The organism is Methylobacterium pseudosasicola, assembly GCF_900114535.1.
Classification (GTDB): Bacteria; Pseudomonadota; Alphaproteobacteria; order Rhizobiales; family Beijerinckiaceae; genus Methylobacterium; species Methylobacterium pseudosasicola.
Map to the genome: position 1 here is coordinate 121,693 of NZ_FOTK01000010.1, position 7,476 is coordinate 129,168.

The 7,476-nt window shown below is 65.7% G+C and carries 4 protein-coding genes; 3 read left to right on the forward strand and 1 reads right to left on the reverse strand.

Going from position 1 to position 7,476, the window contains the following annotated elements; translation table 11 throughout:
* Positions 1 to 94: 94 nt before the first annotated feature.
* Positions 95 to 1,777: a methyl-accepting chemotaxis protein gene (locus BM228_RS12505; RefSeq protein ID WP_092040604.1), complete on the reverse strand. Its 1,683-nt coding sequence runs from the start codon at positions 1,775 to 1,777 to the stop codon at positions 95 to 97.
* 542 nt (positions 1,778 to 2,319) lie between these two features.
* On the opposite strand from BM228_RS12505, the gene BM228_RS12510 reads away from it, so the two are divergent.
* The 3 genes from BM228_RS12510 to BM228_RS12520 form a co-directional block, all read left to right on the forward strand.
* On the forward strand, positions 2,320 to 3,519 hold the full coding sequence (locus BM228_RS12510; RefSeq protein WP_092040606.1) for a lytic murein transglycosylase: 1,200 nt from the start codon (positions 2,320 to 2,322) through the stop codon (positions 3,517 to 3,519).
* Between the two features lie 698 nt (positions 3,520 to 4,217).
* Positions 4,218 to 5,789 (forward strand): methyl-accepting chemotaxis protein, encoded by a 1,572-nt coding sequence (locus tag BM228_RS12515; RefSeq protein WP_280142330.1) that lies wholly within the window; start codon positions 4,218 to 4,220, stop codon positions 5,787 to 5,789.
* 629 nt (positions 5,790 to 6,418) lie between these two features.
* Positions 6,419 to 7,476 (forward strand): cache domain-containing protein (locus BM228_RS12520; protein WP_244537126.1); only part of this gene is annotated, 1,058 nt, incomplete at its 3' end.

The window sequence follows — 7,476 nt, forward strand, 5'->3', positions numbered from 1 at the left end:
TGGGATGGTCATCCCGCGCCGTCCCACCGCTTCCGCAGGGCTCCGTGGCCGACGACGACCCGGAAGGGCCCCTGGACCCGTCGGCGCACGCCGCTCAGGCCGCCTTCACGTCCGCCAGGAAGGTGGCGACGGCGCGGCTGAGGTCGTTCGAGTTCTGCGAGAGACCCTGGGCCGCGTCGAGGACCTGAGAGGCCGCGGAGCCCGTCTCGCCGGCGGCGCGCTGGACCTCGACGATGTTGCCGGTGACCCGGTCCGTCCCGGAAGAAGCCTGCTGCACGTTGCGGGCGATCTCCTGGGTCGCCGCACCCTGCTCCTCGATCGCGGCCGCGATCGCGGTCGAGCTGGTGGCGATCTCGCCGACGATGCGGGCGATCGACCGGATCGCCGAGACCGCGTGGCTGGTCGCCGTCTGGATCGCGCCGATCTGCGCGCCGATCTCCTCCGTGGCGCGGGTGGTCTGGCCGGCGAGTTCCTTGACCTCGCTCGCCACCACCGCGAAGCCGCGCCCGGCCTCGCCGGCCCGGGCTGCCTCGATGGTGGCGTTGAGCGCCAGCAGGTTCGTCTGCCCGGCGATCTGCGAGATCAGGGCGATCACGCTGCCGATCTTCTCGGCACTCTCGGCCAGAACCTGCACGGCGCCGTCGGTCTGGATCGCCTCGTCCGAGGCCGCGCTCGCGGCCTGGGCCGCCCGGGTGACCTGGCTGTTGATCTCCTGGATCGAGATCGACAACTCCTCCGTGGCGGCGGCCACGGTCTGCACGTTCGAGGAGGCCTGCTCGGCGGCGCCTGCTACCGTCTGCGCCTGCGCGTCGGTCTCTTCGGCGATGCCGGTCATCGACTGCGCGGTCGCCTCGAGTTCCGTGGCGGCGCCCGCCAGCGCTTGGGTCAATCCGGACACCTCGGTCTCGAAGCGGTGCACCACCGCGTCGAGATGGGCGGCGCGGCGGGTCTTCGCGTCGGCTTCCTGGGCGGCCGCCACGTCGCCGGCGCGCTTGGCGATCAGCGCCTGCTTGAACACCTCGACCGCCGCGGCCATCCGGCCGATCTCGTCGCGGCGTTCGCTGCTCGGAACCGCCACGTCAAGATTGTCGCGGGACAACTCACCCATGACCTGCGTCATCGCGCGCGTCGGGACGGCGATCAGCCGGGTCAGCAGGATGGCACCCGCGATGGCCGCGGCCAGAAGCGCGACGAGGGAGACCAGCGTCGCCAGGTAGGAGGTCGAAAAGGCCTCTGCGGCGTCGGTCTGGCGGCTGGCGAGCAGGGCGCGCTCGCGCGCCTCGATGTCCGCGACCTGGGCCCGGATCCCGTCCATGATCGTCTTGCCAGCGCCGCTGGCCTCTCGCGCCCGGGCCTCGGCCTGCTTACCCGGCTGACCCATCAGGGCGATCTCGGGCTCGGCGATCTCCGATTGCCACCGCTTGGCCAGCGTCTCGATCCCGGCGATGCGGGTCTGCTGCTCCGGGTTGTCGGATGTGAGCGTCCGCAACCGCTGAAGGGCGGCGTCGAAGCCCTTGGCGCCGCTCTGGTAGGGGGCCAGGAACACCGGATCGCCCGCCACCAGATAGCCGCGCAAACCGGTCTCGCGATCGACCAGCATGGTGATCAGGGAGGCGTTCACGTTGAGCACATCGTAGGTGTGCTCGGACCATCCGATCGATGTCTGGATGAAGGAGAGTTTTCGATAGTTGATCGCCCCGGTTCCGAGCGCAATGAAAATAAGTATTGAGAATGCGCCGACGACCTTTTTCGCGATGGAGAGATCCGATAGGCGCATAATGCGTGTTCCTCCCGACTCGATGAGAATCATTCTCACCCATATGGTCGGACGGAGATTAATCAATCGTCGTCGAGACTCTTGAAATTTGTGTCTTGGAGGCGATCATTATCCGCTGATAGATCCGGTTGAACTGATGTATTGGCATGTTGATTTCTGTAATTGTGTTAATGTTTGTATTCATAGATATCCGACAAATCGAGGTCGATCGTGCGAATATCTATCGATACGCATGAATATCAATATTACTGAGGGTTCGGCAAGGCAGGCGCGGCTTCAGCCCGTCCTTCGGCCGCTCCGCGAAGGCGGCGGAGCGCTTTTGGGCGATGCACCGCCGGGATGGGCCTCGAAAGGGTCGGTCGTTCGAGCCCACCCACGAAGCCGACGAGGGGGCCATGCCTCGGATGGGCCCCCGCCGGGGACCGATGGAGCCTGTCGAGTCGGCCGCGAAGACGGATCTTCCCGCCAAACCTAACCGGTCCTTAACCCTGGTATTGCCTGATTCGACGCCCATACAACGGATGTCGAACGGGAACGCCAGGATGCGGAATCACCCCCTCGGATCGGGCGTCGCGCTCGGGTTCGGTCTGCTCGCGGGCCTCGTTGCGGGGCCGGCGCGGGCCGATTTCGACTCCTGCCTCGCCGGGATCCAGGGGCAGGCGGCGGCGGCCGGGGTGTCGGCCCAGACCTTCCAGGCGGCCACTCGCGGCATCAGCTACGACGACAAGGTGATCGAGCTCTCGCAGGCGCAGCCCGAGTTCAAGACACCGATCTGGGACTACATGGCGGCGCTCGTGGATGACGAGCGGGTCGAGGACGGGCGCGCGGCCATGCGGCAGAACGCATCCGCCCTGGCCCAGGCCGAATCGCGCTACGGGGTCGATCGCTACACGATCGCGGCGGTCTGGGGCGTCGAATCGAATTTCGGCAAGAACCTCGGCAAGATGCCGCTGGTGCAGTCGCTGGCGACGCTGGCCTGCTCAAACAACCGCCGCCGGGACTTCTTCCGGTCCGAGCTGATCGCCACCCTGCGGATCATCGAGCGCGGCGACATCGCACCGGAGCGGCTCACCGGCTCCTGGGCCGGCGCCTTCGGCCAGACCCAGTTCATGCCGACCACCTATCACCGGCTCGCGGTCGACGGCGACGGCGACGGGCGGCGCGACGTGGTCGATTCGGTGGCCGACGCGGTCGGCTCCACCGCCAACTTCCTGCACGTGGCCAAGTGGCAGAACGGTCAGGTCTGGGGCTACGAGGTGAAGCTGCCCCGCAGCTTCAGCGTCGCCGCCGCCGGGCGCAAGAACAAGAAGCCGATCGCCCATTGGGCCTCCCTCGGCGTGACCCGGGTGGACGGCCGCCCGCTCGCGGGCGAAGGCCCGGCCGGCATCATCGCGCCCGCCGGCCTGGACGGACCGGCCTTCCTGGTGACCAAGAACTTCGACGCGATCTACTCGTACAACGCCGCCGAATCCTACGGGCTCGCCATCGCGGTCCTGTCCGACCGTCTGCGCGGCAAGGCCGGCGTCCAGGCCGCTTGGCCCACGGACGATCCGCCCCTGTCCCGGGCCGAGCGGCGTGATCTCCAGACGCGCCTCGCCGCCCGCGGCTACGATGTCGGCGAGCCGGACGGCAAGGTCGGCCAGAAGACGCGCGACGCGATCAAGGACGTGGAGCGCAAGCTCGGCATGAATCCCACGGGCCGCCCCGGCGGCAAGGTGCTGGAGGCCCTCCGCGGGGGCTGATCTCCGCCGGTTTGCTGGGAGCGGAGTTGGAATTTCAAAGGACGCCCAGCCCTTTCAAAGTGTTTGACCGGGACTGCTCCGCTTGCCGCAAACGTTGGGTCTTTGCGCCGCGGCTCTAGCAACCGCCCTGTCATTCCGGGACCGTGAAGTGGCGTCCCGAAATGACAGGAGTCGGTGCTGAAACGACTGAGGTCGCCGCAACTCCATGGAAAGACAGGCTCTCCCCAAGCCCCTCGCCCGCCCCCCTCCTGGCATCATCCCGAACGCCGGCCGCCCCCGTGCCAGATGATTCACCGACGGAGCGCTTGCGCTGCTTCGCGGCGAGCTCGGGGCGATGCGGGCGCCGGCCTTGGCCGTGCGATCCCATCACATTTGATAATTGATCAAAATACTCGCGCAGAAGTTATGATTGTCGGCCGCCAAAATCCTTTAAGTCATTTATTAAAAAATCAGATCTCTATTCATGCATAAATATATAATCTTTTGTACTATACGAATATCGTCTTATTCAATTTGAGTCTTGAGCCCAGCATCGGCTGTGTATTATAAAAGATCCAGGCACAATCTGGGTCTGAGTTGATATGAAGTCTTCTCTCCTGCGGCTGAGTCTGTCGCGTCGCATCGCCATCATGGCTCTGTCGCCGATCTTATTGATCGGCTTGATTGGCGCCGGAGGCCTGTATTTTTATTATCAAGAGATGATCGCCGTTCGGATTCAATCTCTACGTTCTATCGTCGAGTTGGTCATGTCTCATGCCCAGACCCTTGAGGAGCGCGTCAAGTCAGGCGCCATGACCAAGGAGGCCGCCCTGACGGAGCTGGCCGAATCGACCATGGCGATGCGCTACGATGGCGGATCCAACTACATCTCGATCTACACGATGGACGGCGTGGCCGTCGCCGTGCCCGACCGCTCGATCGTCGGCAAGAACCGGATCGATTTCGAGGTCAACGGTTTGAAGACCACGCGTCTGGTCGTCGATGGCGTGAAGGCGTCCGATACCCTTGTGGCCAGATACGACTTCCCCCGTCCCGGGCGGGACGGCGTGTTTCCGAAGATCGCATTCTCGGCCCGGTTCAAGCCCTGGGATATCGTCATCACCACCGGGGCCTATACCGACGACATCACGGCAGCCTTCCGGTCGGTGGCGATCACGGTGCTGGGTCTGCTCGTCGGTATCATCGGCATCTCGGTGGTCGGCTCCGTTCTGGTCGTGCGCAGCATCACCCGGCCGCTCGGCCGCCTCCACCGGCGGATGCAGACCCTGGCCGAGGGCGACATCGCGAGCCCGGTCTCCGATACCGACCGGTGGGACGAGGTCGGCCGGATGGCCAGCACCGTAGAGGTGTTCCGTCAGGCTCTGGTCGCCAAGGGCGAGATGGACGTGGCCGCCGCCCGGGATGCCGAGGCCAAGATCGAGCGGGCCCAGGCCCTCGACGCCCTGACCCGGCAGTTCGAAGGCAATGCCGGGAGCCTGATGCAGGGCCTGACCTCGGCCGCCACGCAGATGCAGAGCAACGCCGCCACAATGGCGCAGAGCGCGGCCCGGACCAGCGCGCGCTCGGCCCAGGTCGCCGAGGCCGCGCAGGAGACCTCGGCCAGCGTGCAGACCGTGGCCGCGGCGACCGAGGAGATGTCGACCACCATCCGGGAGATTTCCGGCCAGATGGCGCGGTCCTCGGCCATGACCGCGCAGGCGGCGACGGAGGCGCAGCGCACCGACGCGATCGTGCGCGACCTCGCCGAGGGCGCCGAGCAGATCGGCACGGTGGCGAGCATGATCGCGGCGATCGCCAGCCAGACCAACCTGCTGGCGCTCAACGCGACGATCGAGGCGGCCCGGGCCGGCGAGGCCGGGCGCGGCTTCGCGGTGGTCGCGTCCGAGGTGAAGGAACTCGCCAACCAGACCGCGCAGGCGACGGCGGAGATCGCGACCCGGGTCGGCGCCGTGCAGGCCTCGACCCGTCAGGCGGTCGAGGCGATCCAGGAGATCGGCCGCACCGTCGACGAGGTCAACACGCTGGCCACGAGCGTCGCGGCCGCGATCGAGGAGCAGGAAGCGACCACCGGGGAGATCGTGCGCAGCGTCGCGCAGGCGGCGGACGGCACCACCATGGTGACGGGCAACATCGCCGAGGTCTCGACCGCCGCCCAGGAATCCGGCGCGGTGGCCGAGCAGGTGCTGGGCGCGGCGGCCGAGCTGTCGCAGAAGTCCGGGCGGCTCTCCGCGGAGATCACCGACTTCCTCGACCGGGTCCGGGCCGCCTGACCTGCGGGCATGGAAAAAACCGGTCCGGCTGAGCCGGACCGGTCGATCCTGGGTCGAATGGGGTTTCAAAAGGTCCGGGACCGTTTGCGGGTGCGGGCGGAGCCCGCTTCTTCGTCAGGGCTCCGCCCTGACAACCCGGCAAAGGGCTGCGAGCCCTTTGGAAACCCGGATCCTCACTGCCACCGGATCTATGCAGACGCTTCTATAGCCACTCGCGATCGCAGATCTGCCAGGCATCGCTGAGATGGATTTGATGCACTGTACCTAAATTGTCATATTTAACAACAACATGTACTACAATAATCTTTGATCCGTCTATTACGTGATTTTTTCCATAACATTTAATAAGCCGTGTGTGAGTCTTATATATTGATATATAAGTTATTTTAACACGTCGATACACTTTCCAAAGAGAAAACTTGAGTTCTGTCCGGGCGGTGAATTATATCGGCCCGTTGACCCGGTAAGTTGAGATTACTATGCACATCTCGCTCAAGAATTTAACCTTATCACGTAAGCTCTCGCTGCAAACGCTGCTGACGTGTTGCATCATTGCATTGATCGGCGGCGTCGGTCTGAAACTATATTATCGTGAAATGCTCGATGAGCGTGTCCAATCTCTGCGCGCCATGGTCGAGCTTGTCCAATCGCACGCCCAGACCCTCGACGAACGGGTCAAGGCCGGCACCCTGACGAAGCAAGCGGCCCTGTCCGAACTGGCCGAGGCGACCATGGCGATGCGCTACAGCGGCGGAACCAACTACATCGCGATCTACACGATGGACGGCGTGGCCGTCGCCGCGCCGAACCGGAAGGATGTCGGCAAGAACCAGCTGGATCTCACGATCAACGGCGTGCCGATCATCCGCGCGTTCATCGATCGCCTGAGATCTTCCACGACGGCGATGCTGGAATACGAGTATCTGCGGCCCGGACGGGAGGGCGTCTTCCCGAAGGTGTCCGTGGCGAGCCGCTTCGCGCCCTGGGACATCTTCATCGTCACCGGGGCCTATACCGACGACATCACGGCAGCCTTCCGATCGTTGGCGTTCACGGTGCTGGGCCTGCTCGTCGGTATCGTCGGCGTCTCGGTGCTGGTCTCTCTGCTGATCGGGCGCAGCATCACCCGGCCGCTCGGCCGTCTCCAGCGGCGGATGCGGACCCTGGCCGAGGGCGACATCGCGAGCCCGGTCTCCGATACGGAGCGCGGCGACGAGATCGGCCGGATGGCCGAGGCCGTGGAGGTGTTCCGTCAGGCCCTGGTCGCCAAGGGCGAGATGGACGTGGCGGCTGCCCGGGACGCCGAAGCCAAGATCGAGCGGGCCCAGGCCCTCGACGCCCTGACCCGGCAGTTCGAGGGCAATGCCGGGAGCCTGATGCAGGGCCTCTCCTCGGCCGCCACGCAGATGCAGAGCAACGCCGCCGCGATGGCCCAGAGCGCCGCCCGGACCAGCGCACGCTCGGCCCAGGTCGCCGAGGCCGCGCAGGAGACCTCGGCCAGCGTCCAGACCGTGGCCGCGGCGACTGAGGAGATGTCGACCACCATCCGGGAGATCTCCGGCCAGATGGCGCGCTCCTCGGCCATGACCGCCCAGGCGGCGACGGAGGCGCAGCGCACCGACGCGATCGTGCGCGACCTCGCCGAGGGCGCCGAGCAGATCGGCACGGTGGCGAGCATGATCGCGGC

Bases quoted from the DNA above. Each gene is read 5' to 3' on its own strand.
- BM228_RS12515 (WP_280142330.1), top strand. From the start codon at position 4,218: ATGATCGCCGTTCGGATTCAATCTCTACGTTCTATCGTCGAGTTGGTC.
- BM228_RS12505 (WP_092040604.1), bottom strand. From the start codon at position 1,777: ATGCGCCTATCGGATCTCTCCATCGCGAAAAAGGTCGTCGGCGCATTC.
- BM228_RS12510 (WP_092040606.1), top strand. From the start codon at position 2,320: ATGCGGAATCACCCCCTCGGATCGGGCGTCGCGCTCGGGTTCGGTCTG.